Below are 13,661 nucleotides of genomic sequence, written 5' to 3' on the forward strand. Positions count from 1 at the left end.
CATGAGCACTCTCCGACTTCTCGACACCGCGGGCGCGGTGACGGATGCCGAGCTGCGCGAGGGCGGCGGGTACTCGCGACCGTCCTCGCCGCTGCAGAGCCGCGTCGCTTACGCCGCAGCCCACGTCGTGCCCAAGGTGCACGCCGACAACACCCCCGGCCAGCCCGCCGACATCGATTGGGATTCGACGCTCGCGTTCCGCCGCAACGTGTATTCGTGGGGACTCGGCGTCGCCGATGCCATGGACACCGCGCAGCGCAACATGGGCCTGGATGCCGCGGCGACGCGCGAGCTCATCGCACGCAGCGCCGAGGTCGCCCGCGAGGAGGGTGGCTCCGTCGTGGTCGGCGTCAACACCGATCACGTCGCCGAGTCGCACATCACGCTCGACCAGGTGATCGATGCCTACAAGGAGCAGCTGCACTTCACCGAGGAGCAGGGCGCGGGCCCCGTGCTCATGGCCTCGCGCCACCTGGCCCGCGTCGCGGAGAGCTCCGACGACTACCGTCGCGTCTACCGCGAAGTGCTGTCGTCGGCCACGGTTCCGGTCGTGCTGCACTGGCTCGGCACGGCCTTCGATCCCGAGCTCGCCGGCTACTTCGGCGCGGACGAATGGCAGACGGCATCCGCTGTGCTGCTCGACATCATCGGGGAGCAGCCCGACAAGGTCGCGGGCGTGAAGATGAGCCTGCTGAACGCCGAGTCCGAGATCTCGGTTCGTGAGCAGCTTCCGCAGGGCGTGCGCATGTTCACGGGCGACGACTTCAACTACGTCGGCCTCATCGGCGGCGACACCGTGGGGCAGGGCGACGGGCATTCCGATGCGCTGCTCGGCGCGTTCGCGGCGATCACCCCGGTGGCGTCCGCAGCGATCCAGGCGCTGGATGCCGGAGCCCCTGCCCGCTACCTCGAGATCCTCGGACCGACCGAAGAACTGAGCCGCCAGGTATTCGCCGCTCCGACGTTCTATTACAAGGCCGGAGTCGCCTTCCTCTCTTGGCTCAACGGGCATCAGCCCGCGTTCCAGATGGTCGGCGGTCTGCACTCGGCGCGGAGCCTTCCGCACCTCAGCCGCATCGTCGAGCTGGCCAACGCGTCGCTCGCATTGGAGAAGCCCGAACTCGCGCGCGAGCGCTGGCACGGGATGCTGCGCCTGAACGGGGTGGATGCATGATCGTCGATCCCCGCCTGTCGATCAATCAGGCGACCATCAAGCACGCCGACCTCGCGACAGCGCTGCGGGTGACGGCGGATGCCGGCATCCAGGCGATCGGTCTGTGGCGCGAGCCCGTGAACGAGGTCGGGCTCGACGTCGCCGCCCGCATGCTCGAGGACTCGGGGCTGCGATTCACGACGCACTGCCGCGGCGGGTTCTTCACCCTTCCCGAGGGGCCGGAGCGCGTCGCGGCACTCGACGACAACCGCCGCGCGATCGAAGAGACCGCGACGCTCGCCGCCGTGGGTGCAGACGGGTCGACCGCGGTCCTCGTGCTCGTGGCCGGCGGCATCCCCGCCGGCTCTCGCGATCTGATCGGCGCGCGCGAACGAGTGCGCGACGCGATCGGCGTGCTCGCCTCCGACGCGAAGGCGGCGGGCGTGACGCTGGCGATCGAGCCGCTGCATCCGATGTACGCCTCCGACCGCGCTGTCGTCTCGACGCTCGGCCAGGCGCTCGACATCGCCGCCGACTTCGACGCCGATGTCGTGGGCGCAGCAGTCGACACGTTCCACATCTGGTGGGATCCGCAGGTGCTCGAGCAGATCGCGCGCGCCGGTCGAGAGGGCCGCATCGCGACCTATCAGGTGTGCGACTGGAAGACCCCGCTCGCCGCCGACGTGCTGCTGTCGCGGCACTACACAGGCGACGGCGTGATCGACTTCGGTGCGCTCACCCGCGCCGTGATCGAGACGGGATACGACCGCGATATCGAGGTCGAGATCTTCAATGCCGACATCTGGGCGGATGCTCCCGAGAACGTCGTGCGGCGCACGGCCGAGACCTTCGGTGCCACGGTCTCGCCGCACCTGCGCTGACGTCGAGGACTCGATCGCCGAAGGCGGGTCGCTTGAGTGCGACAGGCGAGCCACGTGCAGGACCAGGGCACGGATGCCGGGCCGGAACACGGCTTCTCGTCCTGCATCCGTGCCTTGATCCTGCAGGCGGCAGAGGGCTCCTCGGACGGCGGCCCGGATCGGAATCGGTCGGCGTGCCACCTGCAGGACCAGGGCACGGATGCCGGAACACGATTCCGATCCTGCATCCGTGCCTCGATCCTGCAGGCGGCGCAGAGCGCTGACACAACGAGAGCCGCCGGGCGCAACCCCCGAGACACCCACGCAGACCGTTGAGAGGATGAACCCATGACAACGATCCGGCCAGGACTCTGCTCGGTGACCTTCGCGTCGCTGAGCGTCGAACGCGTCGTCGAGCTCGCAGCCGAGGCGCGACTCGAGGTCATCGAGTGGGGCGCCGACGAGCATGTGCCGGCCGGGGACGTCGAGCAGGCGGTGAGGGCGGCGAGGCTGACGACGGACGCCGGGCTGGTGTGCTGCTCGTACGGCTCGTACTTCCGCGCCGGTGCCGACGAGGCGGTCACTCCGGTGCTCGACACCGCCGAGGCTCTCGGCGTCGACCGCGTGCGCGTCTGGGCGGGGTCGATCGGATCCGACGAAGCCGCACCGCAGGACTGGGCGGCGACGATCGCCCGACTGCAGGATGCGGTCGACGAGGCGAGCGCGCGGGGCATGTCCCTTGCGCTCGAGTTCCATTCGGGCACGCTCGCCGACACCGCGCCGACGACACTCCGGGTGCTCGAGGAGGTCGCGAGGCCGACGCTCAGCACCTACTGGCAGCCCACTGTCGGTGCCGCGGTCGACGCGGTGCTCGATGAGTATCGCGCGATCGCAGACCATGTGAGCGCCGCGCACGTGTTCTCGTGGTGGCCCGACCACGACCGGCTGCCGCTGCGGGCACGTGATGCCCTCTGGACCCGGTTCTTCGGAGAGGCGCAGTCTGCGCCCACGCCCCCGAGAGACGCACTACTCGAATTCGTGCCCGGTGATGATTCGACGATGCTGCGTGGCGAGGCCGCGACGCTCCGCTCGTACCTCTCGCTCTGAGGCCGGCATGCACGTCAGCACTCGGGATGCCGCCGCCCACCGTTCCTCGGCGCCGCCCGCATCGCACAGTATGCTCGGGGCATGAGTCAGCAGGAAAGCCCTTCCCGGGCGCGTCAGCCGCGGCACTCCCGAGGCGCAGCCCCGACCCTGCACGACGTGGCCCGAGAGGCCGGGGTCTCCCTCGCCACGGCATCCCGCGTTCTGAACGGATCCGAGCGCAAGGTCGCCGAGTCCTTCCGTGAGCGCGTCGAGCAGGCGGCGGCCGAGCTGGGCTACACGGCGAACGCGTCTGCTCAGGCCACCGCCCGCGGCAGCTCACCCGTGATCGCGCTGCTCGTCGCCGACATCGCCGACCCCTACTTCGGACTCATCGCCGCGGGCGTCGCTCGCGGAGCCGACGAGCACGGTCTCGTCGTCACGATCGCGATCACCGAGCGCGACCCGGCCCGCGAGGCGCGCATCGTGCGCGCGCTGCGCGGACAGCGACCCCAGGGCCTGATCCTCGCCGCCTCACGCACGAACGAGCCGACCGACTCCGACACCTCGCGCGAGCTCGCGGAGTACGCCCGGTTCGGCGGGCAGGTGGTCACCTTCGGGGCCGGCAGTGCAGAGAACCGCCACGTCGAGATCGACAACCGCGCCGGTGCGGAGGCGCTGGGCCGCCGCATGGCGTCGCTCGGCTACCGCTCGGCCATCGCGATCGGTGCGGCGGAGGGAGTCCTGACCTCAGACGAGCGTCTCGCCGGATTCCGCGCCGGCTTCGAATCAGGCGGCGGCACGATCGATCGGCTGATCCGAGGCGACTTCCGCCGCGAATCCGGTGTGCAGGCGATGTCGGCGGTGCTCGCCGACGGCGTCGAGCCGGGCACTCTCGTGTTCGGCATGAGCGATGTCGTCGCGATCGGTGCGATGTCGGCGATCCGCGACGCGGGTCGTGAGATCGGCTCCGACATCGCCGTCTGCGGTTTCGACGATGTGCCGTCGTCGAGCGATGTCACGCCGGCGCTCACGACCGTGCGGGTGCCGCTGAGCGAGGTCGGCTACCAGGCCTTCCGAGCGACGGTCGACGCCGACTGGCAGCAGGCGGCGCTGCCGCTCGAGGTCATCGTGCGGTCGAGCACCCCCGGTATCGCCTGATGACCCGCGTCGTGCTGGCGCCGGACAGCTTCAAGGGCACGATCACCGCGGCGGATGCGGCAGCATCCCTCGCTGAGGGCTGGGCGTCGGTCGATCCTTCCGCGACGTTCGTGCACCGACCGATGGCAGACGGCGGCGAGGGCACGGTCGCCGCATTCGCCGCGGCCGTGCCGGGGGCGCGACGCATGCCGGTCGTCGTCGACGGGCCCGCTGGCGTGCCGCTGGAGACCAGCTGGCTGCTGCTGCCCGCATCCGCCGGGTCTCCTGGCGGCACCGGCGTCATCGACCTCGCCTCGACCTCGGGCATCGAACTTCTCGACGACCTGCGCCCGTGGGACGCCGACACCACCGGCTTCGGTCAGGCGATCGCCGCGGCCCTCGACCACGGCGTCACACGACTGGTGGTCGGCATCGGATCGAGTGCGTCGACAGACGGCGGCACCGGGATGCTCTCCGCACTCGGTGCACGATTCCTCGACGTCTCCGGTGAGTCCGTCGTCCGCGGTGCGCGCGGTCTCGCCGACATCGCATCCGTCGATCTGAGCGCCCTGCGCACCGCGCCTCAGGTGCGCGTGCTCACCGACGTCACCAACCCGCTCGTCGGCCCTCGGGGTGCCGCCGCCGTGTTCGGGCCGCAGAAGGGGCTCGACGCCTCCGAGTTCTCAGACGTGGATGCCGGGCTCGCCCGACTCGCCGACCTGCTCGGCCTTGATGCCGCTCTGCCCGGCACCGGAGCCGCCGGCGGCACGGGTGGTGCGCTCGTCGTCTGGGGAGCGGCACTCGCTCCCGGAGCCGCCGAAGTGGCGGAGCTCATCGGACTCGCGGACGCGATCTCCGACGCCGACATCGTCATCACGGGCGAGGGTTCGTACGACGGTCAGTCCGGCGACGGCAAGGTGCCTTCGTTCATCGCCGGCCTCGCGGCATCGGCCGGGGCCGTTGCACTGCTCGCGGCCGGGCGCATCACCGCCGACTCCGATGTGTCGCTGTTCGCGGCATCCGCGTCTCTCACCGACATCGCCGGATCGCCGGATGCCGCTCTCGCGGAGCCTGCGCGCTGGTTGCGCGAGGCCGGCGCGCTGCTCGCCAGTTCGGTCTGACCGGCCGCTGCTGCCGCCTCTGCTCTTCGGGCTGCCCCGCGCAGCATCCGATCGCGCTCGTCTGCGGTGGTCGAAAACGCATCCCAGGCGGCCGTTTCCGGTGGTTCTTCGACCACGCACGTCCGTGCAACCCCCGGTGGCGCGCAGTCACGGTCTGCGGCGGTCGAAAACGCATCCCAGGCGGCCGATTCCGGTGGTTCTTCGACCACGCACGTCTGTGCAACCCGCAATGGCGCGCAGTCACCGTCTGCAGTGGTCGAAAACACATCCCAGGCGGCCGTTTCCGGTGGTTCTTCGACCACGCACGTCTGTGCAACCCGGGATGGCGCGCAGCCACGGTCTGCGGTGGTCGAAAGCGCATCCGAAATCGCTGCGTCGGGTGTGTTCTCGACCTCGCACCGGCGTTGGGTGGCTGTTTCGACCCGGCCTGCGCATGGCGTCCGCCAGGCGGGGGCGCTTTCGCATCGCGGAGCCCAGGCGCTTCCGATCCCGGATTCTCTCGACCCCGGCATGCGCGACCCCGGCATGCGCGACCCCGGCATGCGCGACCCCGGCATGCTCGACCCCGGATGCACTTCTGCCCCCGCACGGGCGGCGTGCGGGGGCAGAAGACGGACGGAAGCGGTACGCCGGGTCAGCCGCCGAGGGCGGCCGACACCACGGCGCGGGCCTCGGCCTGCACCTCGGCGAGGTGCTCGGGGCCGCGCAGGCTCTCGGCGTACAGCTTGTAGACGTCTTCGGTGCCGGACGGGCGCGCGGCGAACCATGCGTGCTCGGTCTGCACCTTGAGACCGCCGATCGCGGCGCCGTTGCCCGGTGCGTGCGACAGCTTGGAAGTGATCTCCTCGCCCGCCAGGGTCGTCGCCGAGACGGCATCCGGCGCCAGCTTGCCGAGCGTCGCCTTCTGCGCCGGCGTCGCCGGGGCGTCGACCCGCTGATAGGCCGACGAACCGAAGGCCTGCTCCAGCTCGGCGTACCGCTCCGACGGGGTCTTGCCCGTCACGGCGATGATCTCGGCCGCCAGCAGGCACAGCAGGATGCCGTCCTTGTCGGTCGACCACACCGTGCCGTCCTTGCGGAGGAACGATGCTCCGGCCGACTCCTCGCCGCCGAAGGCCACGGATCCGTCCAGCAGCCCGGGCACGAACCACTTGAAGCCGACGGGCACCTCGAGCAGGCGGCGTCCGAGCGACTCGGCGACGCGGTCGATGATCATCGACGACACGAGGGTCTTGCCGATCGCGGCGTCGCGCGGCCACTCGGCGCGGTGCGAGAACAGGTAGTCGATCGCGACCGCGAGGTAGTGGTTGGGGTTCATCAGCCCGGCGTCGGGGGTGACGATGCCGTGGCGGTCGGCATCCGCATCGTTGCCGGTGAGCACGTCGTAGTCGGCCTTCTTGGCGACCAGCGAGGCCATCGCCGACGGGGATGACGGATCCATGCGGATCTTCTCGTCCCAGTCGAGCGTCATGAAGCGCCAGGTCGGGTCGACCTCGGGGTTCACGACGGTCAGGTCGAGGTCGTAGACCTCCTTGATGAGCGCCCAGTACTCGACGGAGGCTCCGCCGAGGGGGTCGGCTCCGATGCGCACCCCGGCGGCGCGGATCGCGTCGATGTCGATGATGGTCGCCAGATCGCGCACATAGGCGTCGCGGAAGTCGTATCCGGGAAGCGCGTCCCAGTCGATATCGGCGAAGCGCTCGCGCTTGACGTCGACCAGACCGCCGGCGATCAGCTCGTTGGCGCGGTCGGCGATCCAGCCGGTCGCGTCGGTGTCTGCCGGTCCGCCGTGCGGCGGGTTGTACTTGAACCCGCCGTCCCTCGGCGGGTTGTGCGACGGGGTGACGACGATGCCGTCGGCGCGGCCGGCGGCATCCGGCGCGAGGTCGCGGTTGAAGGTGAGGATCGCGTGGCTGAGCGCCGGGGTCGGCACCCACGCGTCGCGGGAGTCGACTCGGACGTCGACGCCGTTCGCGACCAGCACCTCGATGGCGCTGCGCTCGGCCGGCAGCGACAGGGCGTGCGTGTCACGACCGAGGAACAGCGGGCCGGTGATGCCCTGCGCCGCGCGGTAGTCGACGATCGCCTGGGTGGTGGCCAGGATGTGGTTCTCGTTGAAGCTCTTGGTGAGCGACGACCCGCGATGACCGCTCGTCCCGAACGCGACCCGCTCGGCGGCGACGCCGGGGTCGGGGACGCGATCGTAGTACGCGGCGATCAGCTCGTCGACATCGATCAGATCGGATTCTTCGGCTGGTAGGCCGGCACGGCTCGTCATGCAGACAGTCTGCCCCCATCTCGGCATCCGCGCATCTTCTGGGCCCCTACCCGTGCCCTAAGGTGAAACGCGTGACTGAACGCCGCACCTACAGCTATCTCGGCCCCGCCGGAACATTCACCGAAGCGGCGCTCGAGCAGGTCGCCGAAGCGCGAGGCCAGGACTGGCGTGCCGTGCACAACGTCGGCGAGGCGCTCGCCGACGTGCTCGAGGGTCGTAGCGATGCCGCCATGATCGCGATCGAGAACTCGATCGAGGGCGGCGTCTCGACCACGCAGGATGCTCTGGCGACGCTGCCCGGCCTGCGGATCGTCGGCGAGTACCTGGTGCCGGTGAACTTCGTGCTCGTGGCTCCGCGCGGCACCACGCTCGCCGATGTGCAGGTGATCGCCGCGCACCCCGTCGCCTATGCGCAGTGCCATGGCTGGCTCGGCGAGCACCTTCCGACGCACTCGCACGTCCCGGCGGCGAGCAACGTGGCGTCGGCGATCGGCATGCTCGACGGCGGTCTTCCCGCGCAGGCGGCCATCGCCGCTCCGGGCGTCGTGAAGCACCTCGACGTCGACGTGCTGGCCGAGGACATCGGTGACAACGCCCAGGCCGTCACCCGCTTCGTGCTCGTCACCCGCACCACCACGGCACCGGCTCCCACCGGCGCCGACAAGACCTCGCTGATCGTCGAACTGCCGAACGACCACCCGGGTTCGCTCCTCGAGATGCTCGAGCAGTTCTCGACCCGTGGCATCAACCTCTCGCTGATCCAGTCGCGTCCGATCGGCGACGAGCTCGGCCGCTACCGGTTCGTGATCGACGCCGACGGCCACATCGAGCACGAGCGCATGGCCGATGCTCTGCTCGGCATCCGTCGTTTCAGCCCCCGCGTGGTGTTCCTCGGGTCCTACCCGCGGGCCGACCGGCAGATCGTGCAGTACCCCGAGCGCTACTCCGACGACATCTTCGTCGAGGCACGCGACTGGCTGCGCGGCATCCTCTCGGGCGAACCCGAGGACTGAGACCGACCCCGGGTCAGACCGCGCTGAGCTGCACGAGCGCCCGCTTGAACTCGGGCATCGCCGAGTGCGGATCGACCCGGTCGTCGGTGAGCAGATTCGCGCTCTCGCCGTCGGGGTAGTGGAACGGCAGGAACACCGTGTCGGGTCTGATGTCGTGCGTCAGCTCGGCCCGCGCCTGCACCGTGCCGCGGGAGTTCGAGAGGCGGATGCCGTCGCCCTCGCCGATCCCGTGGCGACGCGCCGTGGCGGGGTGCAGCTGGGCGACGAGGGAAGGCCGCTTCTCGGTCAGCTCGGAGACGCGGCGGGTCTGCGTACCGCTCTGATACTGCTCGAGCAGTCGCCCGGTGATCAGTGTGAGCCGGTCGGCGCTCGGCGTCTGCTGCGCCCGCGCCCGCACCGCCACGAGCTTTGCGCGCCCGTCGGCGTGCGCGAACCGGTCGGCGAACAGACGGGGCGTGCCGAGGCTGCCGATCGGGAACGGCCAGTGCGCCTCGATGCCCAGGTCGAGCAGGGCGTGACTGAGCCCCGAGTAGTCGGCGCGGCCGCCGGCCGATGCGCGGGCGAGCTCGTCGAACACCTCTGAGGGGTCGAGGCTCCAGACGCCGGGGGCGTCGAGGCGGCGGGCGAGCTCGGCCATGATCCACAGCTCGCTGCGGGCTCCCGCGGGGGCGTCGACGGCCCGTCGGCGACGCAGCACCCGGCCCTCGAGGTTGGTCATGGTGCCCTCCTCCTCGGCCCACTGCAGCACGGGCAGCACGATGTCGGCGGCCTTCGCGGTCTCGGAGAGGAAGAAGTCGGCGACGACGAGCAGGTCGAGCCGGCCGAGGGCCTCTCGCACCGTCGAGACGTCGGGTGCAGACACGAAGACGTTGGAGCCGTGCACGAGCAGGGCTCGCACGCCGCCTGGCAGGCCGGCGGTCTGCAGCAGCTCGACGGCCGGCACACCGGCGCCGGGGAGATCGTCGGGGTCGACACCCCACACCGCCGCGACGGACGCGCGCGCCGCCGGGTCCGTGATCGACTGATACCCGGGCAGCTGGTCGGCCTTCTGCCCGTGCTCGCGTCCGCCCTGCCCGTTGCCCTGCCCGGTGAGGGTGCCGTAGCCGCACCCCGGAGTGCCCGGCAGTCCGAGCAGCAGCGCCAGGTTGATGGCAGCGGTCGCGGTGTCGGTGCCGTCGACGTGCTGCTCGACCCCGCGGCCGGTGAGGATGTACGTCGAGCCGGGTTCGGCCAGCCGGCGGGCGAGATCCCGGATGCTGCGCGCGGGCACCCCTGTGACGGTCTCGGCGCGCTCGGGCCACCACGCCGACACCGACTGCCGGAGCGCATCGATGCCCGAGGTGCGCTGCCGCACGTAGCCCGAGTCGTACAGCTCTTCGGCGATCACGACGTGGGTCAGTGCCAGCAGCAGAGCGAGGTCGGTGCCCGGCACCGGCTGCAGATGGATGCCGGCCCCGTCGGCGCACAGCCGGGCCGTCGAGCTGCGGCGAGGATCGACGACGATGAGGCCGCCCCGTGCCCTGGCGCCCTGCAGGTGCGACACGAACGGGGGCATGGTGTCGCCGACGTTCGAGCCGAGCAGGAGAACCGTCTCTGCGGTGTCGAGGTCGGTCAGCGGGAAGGGGAGACCGCGGTCGATCCCGAAGGCGCGGTTGGCGGCGGCCGCGGCGGACGACATGCAGAAGCGGCCGTTGTAGTCGATGCGCGAGGTGCGCAGCGCGATGCGGGCGAACTTGCCGAGCTGGTAGGCCTTCTCGTTCGTGAGGCCGCCGCCGCCGAAGACGCCGATCGCATCGTGGCCGTCCTCCGCGGCGATCCGCTCCAGCTGCGCGGCGATCAGGTCGAGGGTGGAGTCCCACTCCGCCGGATGCAGCTCGCCGTCGTCGCCCCGCACCAGGGGAGTGGTGAGGCGCCCGGTGTCGGCGAGCAGCTCCGCCGCCGTCCACCCCTTCTTGCACAGACCGCCGCGGTTGGTCGGGAAGTCGCGGCCCGCGACGGTCACCGGCAGGGCTTCTCCCGCGGTGGGAGTCAGCGTCATCGCGCACTGCAGCGCGCAGTAGGGGCAGTGGGTGTCGGTCATGCGACGGCCTCCGCGCGGTCGTGCAGCAGTTCGGTGATCCTGGCTCGGCATCCGCCGCATCCGGTGCCGGCGCGCGTGCAGTCCCCGATCGCGGCGACCGAGCCGCAGCCGTCGTCGATCGCATCCTCGATCTGCCCGACGGTGACGGCGTTGCAGATGCAGAGGGTCGCGTCGCGACCGGCAGGCGCCACCACGTCGGAATCCGGATCGTCGAGGCGCAGCAGCAGCGATCGGTCTGCGGGCAGCTCGCCGCCGCGCACATACAGCACGCTCAGCTCGGCGGCGGCCCGCGGCATCCCGACCGCCACGAATCCGGTGAGGATGCCGTCGCGCGTCGCCATCTTGACGTAGGTGCCGTGCTCGGGGTCGGCCCACACCGCGATGCCCGGCGCACCCTCGCCCGCAGGGACCGGCGCGAACGGGTCGGCCGAGACGTCGCCTGCCGAGGCGATGTCGACCAGCTCGCCCTTCAGCACGACGACCCCCGGATGCTCGTCGGCGAACTCGTCGGCGTCTCCGATGCCGTCCAGCTCGGCGGCGATGGTCGCGGCCAGCCAGCTCGCCTGCCGCCATCCAGGGCCGATGAGGCCGTGCGGTCCGCCGGGCACCTGGCGCTCGTGCAGGTGCTCGGCGGGGTCGGCGATGTGGGCGCAGTCGCCGATCGCATGGATGCGGGGATCCGACCACGATCGCAGCGAGCTGTCGACGAGCACGCCGTTGCCGACGCGCAGTCCTGCCGCCTCGGCGAGCTCGGTGCGCGCCCTGACCCCGCACGACAGCACGAGCAGGTCGCCTTCGATGCGCTTGCCGTCGGAGCTGGCCAGCGCGCGGAACCGGCGGATGCCGTCGTCCTCGACGCCGATGACGCCCTCGGCGCGCGTGTGCGGCACGAGCGTGACGCCGGCGGAGGCGAGGGCGGTCGAGAGGATGCTCGCCGATCCGCGGTCGAGCTGACGCGGCATCGGCATCGGGCCGAAGTGGGCGACCGAGGGCACGGCACCCGCATCGGCGAGCAGCATCGCGAGCTCGATTCCGAGCACGCCGGCCCCGAGCACCACCACCCGGCCGCCGCGCTCGACCACGGCCCGCACCTGCTCGGCATCCGCCAGGTCGCGCAGCACGCAGACGCCCGCGGTGAGGCTGATGTCGAGGCCCGTGCCGTCCGGCCCCAGCGTGTCGAGTCCGTCGAGTGTCGGGACGATCGATCGCGCGCCGGTCGCGAGCACCAGCCGGTCATAGCCGACGTCCGAGCCGTCGGCGAGCTCGACGAGCTGCGCCTCGCGGTCGATGCGCACCGCTCGCGCTCCGAGACGCAAATCGATTCCCGGAAGGCCCGCTGCGGTGGCCAGGGTGAGTTCGTCGGCCGAGGCCTCGCCGACCGCGAGCTCCGCGAGGAGCACCCTGTTGTAGGGATTCGCCGTCTCCGCACCCAGCACGGTCACCGTCGCCCGGCCCCCGGAGACGAGGGGCAGGAGCTCCTCGGCGAAGCGGATGCCGACGGGCCCCGCGCCGATGACGACGATGCGCTCGGTCATGATCAGATCCGGTGTCCGGCGAGGGAGGCCCGGGGGATCAGGTAGACGAAGATCGTGATCAGGAGCAGCGCGACGTAGCCGGCCACGAACCCGCCGAACGCCGGGGCGTACGACCCCGTGCCGCTCTTCGCCGCGGCGAGCACCTGGGGGATCACGAATCCGCCATAGGCGCCGATCGCCGAGATCAGGCCCAGGGCGGCCGCACCCTTGCGCTGGGCGCTGACCGCGAGTGCATCACCCGCGGTCGCGGCTCCTCGCGCGGCGAAGACGTTGGGGATCATCCGGTAGGTCGCGCCGTTGCCGACGCCCGCGGCGACGAACAGCAGCAGGAAGCAGCCGAGGAAGAGCGTGAAGCTGTTCGCTTCGAGGGTGACGAGCAGCGAGAGGGCTCCGACGATCATGAGCGAGAAGGCCGCGATCGTCATCGGCGCACCGCCGAAGCGGTCGGCGAGCTTTCCGCCGTAGGGGCGGGCGAGCGAACCGACCAGCGCGCCGAGGAACGCCAGTGTGATCGAGGCGCTGCCGATCTGGAAGGTCGAGAACTCGGGGAAGGTGTCGGCGATGAGCTTCGGGAAGACGCTGGCGAAGCCGATGAACGATCCGAACGTGCCGATGTAGAGCAGCGAGAGCACCCACAGGTGCGGTTCGCGCAGGGCGGCGGCGGCTCCGGCGAAGTCGGCCTTGGCGGACGAGAGGTTGTCCATGTGGCGCCAGGCGCCCCAGACGGCGACCAGGATCAGCGGCACCCACATCCACCCGGCGAGCGAGAGGTTGAACGTGAAGGCGGCGGTCATCGAGACGACGATCGGCACCGCGAGCTGCGCCACGGACGTGCCGAGGTTGCCGCCGGCGGCGTTGAGGCCGAGCGCCCAGCCTTTCTCCTTCTGCGGGAAGAAGTAGGTGATGTTCGCCATCGAGCTGGCGAAGTTGCCGCCGCCGAAGCCGGCGAGGGCGGCCACGGCGAGCAGCACGCCGAACGGGGTCTCGGGGTCTTGCACGACGATGCCGAGCAGGACAGCCGGGATCAGCAGCAGGAGGGCCGAGACCATCGTCCAGTTGCGTCCGCCGAAGCGGGCGACGAGGAACGTGTAAGGGAATCGCAGGGTCGCGCCGACGAGGCTCGGCAGCGAGATCAGCCAGAACGACTCGGTGGTGCTGAGCGTGAAGCCGGCGGCCGGGAGCAGCACGACGACGATGCTCCAGAGCTGCCAGATGATGAACCCGAGGAACTCGGCGAAGATCGACCAGCCCAGGTTGCGGCGGGCGATCGCCTTGCCTTCGGCGGCCCAGAACGTCGGATCCTCGGGGTTCCACCCGTCGATCCAGCGACCGGGTCGATGGGTGAGCGTGACGGCGGGGGCATCGACGCTGCGTGTTCCGGTGGTCTGTGACATCGCG

General features: G+C 70.9%; 10 protein-coding genes. 6 read left to right on the forward strand and 4 right to left on the reverse strand.

Going from position 1 to position 13,661, the window contains the following annotated elements:
• Position 1: 1 nt before the first annotated feature.
• From MRBLMI13_RS16660 to MRBLMI13_RS16680, 5 genes are all read left to right on the forward strand, one after another.
• Positions 2-1,174: a dihydrodipicolinate synthase family protein gene (locus MRBLMI13_RS16660; protein ID WP_367823995.1), complete on the forward strand. Its 1,173-nt coding sequence runs from the start codon at positions 2-4 to the stop codon at positions 1,172-1,174.
• On the forward strand, positions 1,171-2,034 hold the full coding sequence (locus tag MRBLMI13_RS16665) for a sugar phosphate isomerase/epimerase family protein (protein WP_367823997.1): 864 nt from the start codon (positions 1,171-1,173) through the stop codon (positions 2,032-2,034). The genes MRBLMI13_RS16660 and MRBLMI13_RS16665 overlap by 4 nt, the downstream gene beginning before the upstream one ends.
• A gap of 327 nt (positions 2,035-2,361) precedes the next feature.
• Positions 2,362-3,120 (forward strand): sugar phosphate isomerase/epimerase family protein, encoded by a 759-nt coding sequence (locus tag MRBLMI13_RS16670; RefSeq protein ID WP_367823999.1) that lies wholly within the window; start codon positions 2,362-2,364, stop codon positions 3,118-3,120.
• Positions 3,121-3,201: 81 nt separating this feature from the next.
• Positions 3,202-4,257, forward strand: a complete 1,056-nt coding sequence (locus MRBLMI13_RS16675) for a LacI family DNA-binding transcriptional regulator (RefSeq protein ID WP_367824001.1) — start codon at positions 3,202-3,204, stop codon at positions 4,255-4,257.
• Entirely contained in the window at positions 4,257-5,357 is a 1,101-nt protein-coding gene (locus tag MRBLMI13_RS16680) for a glycerate kinase (protein WP_367824003.1), read from the forward strand. Before MRBLMI13_RS16675 ends, MRBLMI13_RS16680 begins: the two co-directional genes overlap by 1 nt.
• A 634-nt stretch (positions 5,358-5,991) precedes the next feature.
• Here the strand turns inward: MRBLMI13_RS16680 and pgm are convergent.
• Positions 5,992-7,635: a phosphoglucomutase (alpha-D-glucose-1,6-bisphosphate-dependent) gene (gene pgm / locus MRBLMI13_RS16685; protein ID WP_367824005.1), complete on the reverse strand. Its 1,644-nt coding sequence runs from the start codon at positions 7,633-7,635 to the stop codon at positions 5,992-5,994.
• Between the two features lie 62 nt (positions 7,636-7,697).
• Here pgm and pheA point away from each other — a divergent pair, with 62 nt between their 5' ends.
• Entirely contained in the window at positions 7,698-8,648 is a 951-nt protein-coding gene (gene pheA / locus MRBLMI13_RS16690) for a prephenate dehydratase (RefSeq protein WP_042541487.1), read from the forward strand.
• A 13-nt stretch (positions 8,649-8,661) separates the two neighbouring features.
• On the opposite strand, the gene MRBLMI13_RS16695 is transcribed toward pheA, so the two are convergent.
• The 3 genes from MRBLMI13_RS16695 to MRBLMI13_RS16705 are packed head-to-tail and all read right to left on the reverse strand — an operon-like array spanning position 8,662 to position 13,657.
• Positions 8,662-10,728, reverse strand: coding sequence for a molybdopterin oxidoreductase family protein (locus MRBLMI13_RS16695; protein WP_367824007.1), 2,067 nt, complete (start codon positions 10,726-10,728; stop codon positions 8,662-8,664).
• Positions 10,725-12,263 carry an FAD-dependent oxidoreductase gene (locus MRBLMI13_RS16700; RefSeq protein WP_367824009.1) on the reverse strand — a complete coding sequence of 513 codons (1,539 nt, stop codon included), beginning with the start codon at positions 12,261-12,263 and terminating at the stop codon, positions 10,725-10,727. The genes MRBLMI13_RS16695 and MRBLMI13_RS16700 overlap by 4 nt, the downstream gene beginning before the upstream one ends.
• Positions 12,264-12,265: 2 nt before the next feature.
• Entirely contained in the window at positions 12,266-13,657 is a 1,392-nt protein-coding gene (locus tag MRBLMI13_RS16705) for an MFS transporter (RefSeq protein ID WP_367824011.1), read from the reverse strand.
• Positions 13,658-13,661: the final 4 nt, after the last annotated feature.

The sequence above is a fragment of the Microbacterium sp. LMI13-1-1.1 genome (genome assembly GCF_040815625.1).
Classification (GTDB): domain Bacteria; phylum Actinomycetota; class Actinomycetes; order Actinomycetales; family Microbacteriaceae; genus Microbacterium; species Microbacterium forte.

Bases quoted from the DNA above. Each gene is read 5' to 3' on its own strand.
- MRBLMI13_RS16660 (WP_367823995.1), top strand. From the start codon at position 2: ATGAGCACTCTCCGACTTCTCGACACCGCGGGCGCGGTGACGGATGCC.
- MRBLMI13_RS16665 (WP_367823997.1), top strand. From the start codon at position 1,171: ATGATCGTCGATCCCCGCCTGTCGATCAATCAGGCGACCATCAAGCAC.
- MRBLMI13_RS16670 (WP_367823999.1), top strand. From the start codon at position 2,362: ATGACAACGATCCGGCCAGGACTCTGCTCGGTGACCTTCGCGTCGCTG.
- MRBLMI13_RS16675 (WP_367824001.1), top strand. From the start codon at position 3,202: ATGAGTCAGCAGGAAAGCCCTTCCCGGGCGCGTCAGCCGCGGCACTCC.
- MRBLMI13_RS16680 (WP_367824003.1), top strand. From the start codon at position 4,257: ATGACCCGCGTCGTGCTGGCGCCGGACAGCTTCAAGGGCACGATCACC.
- pgm (WP_367824005.1), bottom strand. From the start codon at position 7,635: ATGACGAGCCGTGCCGGCCTACCAGCCGAAGAATCCGATCTGATCGAT.
- MRBLMI13_RS16695 (WP_367824007.1), bottom strand. From the start codon at position 10,728: ATGACCGACACCCACTGCCCCTACTGCGCGCTGCAGTGCGCGATGACG.
- MRBLMI13_RS16700 (WP_367824009.1), bottom strand. From the start codon at position 12,263: ATGACCGAGCGCATCGTCGTCATCGGCGCGGGGCCCGTCGGCATCCGC.
- MRBLMI13_RS16705 (WP_367824011.1), bottom strand. From the start codon at position 13,657: ATGTCACAGACCACCGGAACACGCAGCGTCGATGCCCCCGCCGTCACG.